The 2,231-nt window shown below is 66.2% G+C and carries 1 protein-coding gene; it reads right to left on the bottom strand.

Going from position 1 to position 2,231, the window contains the following annotated elements:
• A partial coding sequence (locus FL311_RS42710; RefSeq protein WP_228557470.1) for a condensation domain-containing protein occupies positions 1-2,186 on the bottom strand: 2,186 nt, incomplete at its 3' end.
• Positions 2,187-2,231 lie beyond the last annotated feature (45 nt).

Genomic DNA, 2,231 nt, shown 5'->3' with positions numbered 1-2,231 from the left:
ACGCGGTGAGGCGACAGCACGTCACCGCCGGCGAGCAACTGGCGCACGCCAGAGAGGGCCACTGGCTGGTGGGCAACCATCTGCTCGAAGAGGGCAGCGGTCAGCCAGAGAGAGGAGACCTTCTCGCGGGAGAGGACAGCACCCAACTCCTCCAGGGAGAGGGAGTGAGGAGGCGCGAGGACGAGCTTGGAGCCATGAAGGAGCGCACCCCAGATTTCGAGGGTGGAGGCGTCGAAGGCGACAGGAGCGGCGTGGAGCCAGACTTCGGAGGCACCGAAGTGGATGAAGGAAGAGGAGACGAGGCGAGTGACGCCGCGGTGGGGAACACAGACACCCTTGGGCTCGCCGGTGGAGCCCGAGGTGAACATGACGTAGGCGAGGTCATCGCCCGTCACTTCGGAAACAAGCGCAGTCGTGGGCCGACGTGAGCTGCGAGAGGCCTCCTCATCGACGAGCAGGAGGACGGCGCCGAAGGCAGGCAAGTCGTCTGCGACGTCGGAGTGGGAGACGAGGACGCCTGCGCCGGACTCGCGGAGGACGAAGGAGAGGCGCTCGGAGGGCCAGGCCTTGTCGAGGGGGACGTAGGCCGCGCCGGCCTTGAGGATGGCCAGAAGGGAGACGATGAGGTCAGCGGAGCGGTCGAGGCGGACAGCGACGCGAGAGCCGGGGAGGACACCCAGTGCACGCAGGTGGTGGGCGAGCTGGTTGGAGCGCGCGTCGAGCTGTGAGTAGGTGACAGCCTCATCCACGGAGACAACGGCGACTGCGTCGGGCGAACGGACCACCTGCTGTTCGAAGAGCGAGTGGATGCTGGCATCGCGCGAGTAGGCGGACTGCGCACCGCTCCATGCAGGGAGCAGTTGCTTCTCTGCCGGTGTGAGCATCGACACGAGGCCGAGCTGTCTGTCGGGGCTGGTGAGAAGCCCATCGAGGAGCACCGCGTAGTGACGAGCGAGGCGCTCCATCGAGGCCGCTTCGAACAGATCGGTGTTGTAGTTGATGATGCCCGAGAAGCCTTCGCTTCCTTCGTCGAGGAGAAGGCTGAAGTCGTACTTGGACGTCTCGATGCTGGGCGGGAGGGCGTCGAGGCTGAGCCCGGGAAGCGTCAGAGCCCCCTCGGGTGCGTTCTGGAGCGTGAGCGTGACCTGGAACAGCGGCGAACGGCTGAGGTCACGCTGGGGCTGCAATTCCTCGACGAGCTTCTCGAAGGGGACATCCTGGTGCTCGTAGGCCGCGAGGGTGTTCAGGCGCACCTGTCCCAGCAGCTCACGGAAGGACTGCCTGCCATCCAGGCGTGAACGGAAGACGAGGGTGTTGACGAAGAAGCCGATGAGGCCCTCCGTCTCGGAGCGGTTTCGGTTGGCGACGGGCGAGCCGACCGAGACGTCGTCCTGTCCCGAGTAGCGAGAGAGCAGGAGCTGAAAGGAAGCCAGCAAGACCATGAAGGGCGTGGCGCCCTCGCGCTGGGCCAGTTCCTTCACCTGGGTGCTGAGGTGCTTGGAGAGCGCCACAGGCACGACGGCGCCACCGTACGTCTGGATGGCGGGCCGAGGCCTGTCCGTGGGCAGATCGAGAGAAGTGGACGCGCCGGCGAGCTGCTTGCGCCACCAGTCGAGCTCCGAGGCGAGGACGTCGCCATGGAGCCACTGGCGCTGCCAGACGGAGAAGTCGGCGTACTGGATGGGCAGGGGCGCGAGCTGCGCGGCCTCTCCACTGGAGAACTGGCGGTAGAAGGCGGCGATCTCTCGGGCGATGACGGAGATGGACCAACCGTCGGAGATGATGTGGTGGGCGGTGACGAGGAGGAGGTACTCCTCATCGCTCATCCTCACCAAGGTCGCGTGAACAAGAGGGCCCTGAGCGAGGTTGAAGGAGTGCTGGGCCTCCTGTCGCATCAGCGTCTGTGCTTCGGTCTCGCGAGCGGTCGGATCCAAGCGACGCAGGTCGACGACAGGAAGCTCGAGCCGAACGTCAGGACGGATGACCTGAACGGGCTGACCGCCGTGGACCGCGAAGTGAGTGCGGAGCACCTCGTGGCGCGCGAGGAGCGCGTTGAGCGACTGATGCAGCGCGCTGACATCGAGTGAACCGGAGAGCTTGAGGGCCCAGGGGATGTTGTAGGTGGAGGAGCCGGGCTGGAGCTGGTCGAGGAACCAGAGGCGCTGCTGAGCGAAGGAGAGAGGCAGCGGCTGGGAGCGGTCGGCGGGGACGAGAGGTGGCTGGAGGGAAGC

Origin of the sequence: Myxococcus sp. AB025B, assembly GCF_006518215.1 — a bacterium.
Classification (GTDB): Bacteria; Myxococcota; Myxococcia; order Myxococcales; family Myxococcaceae; genus Myxococcus; species Myxococcus fulvus.
This window is presented reverse-complemented; position numbering and strand designations above follow the sequence as displayed.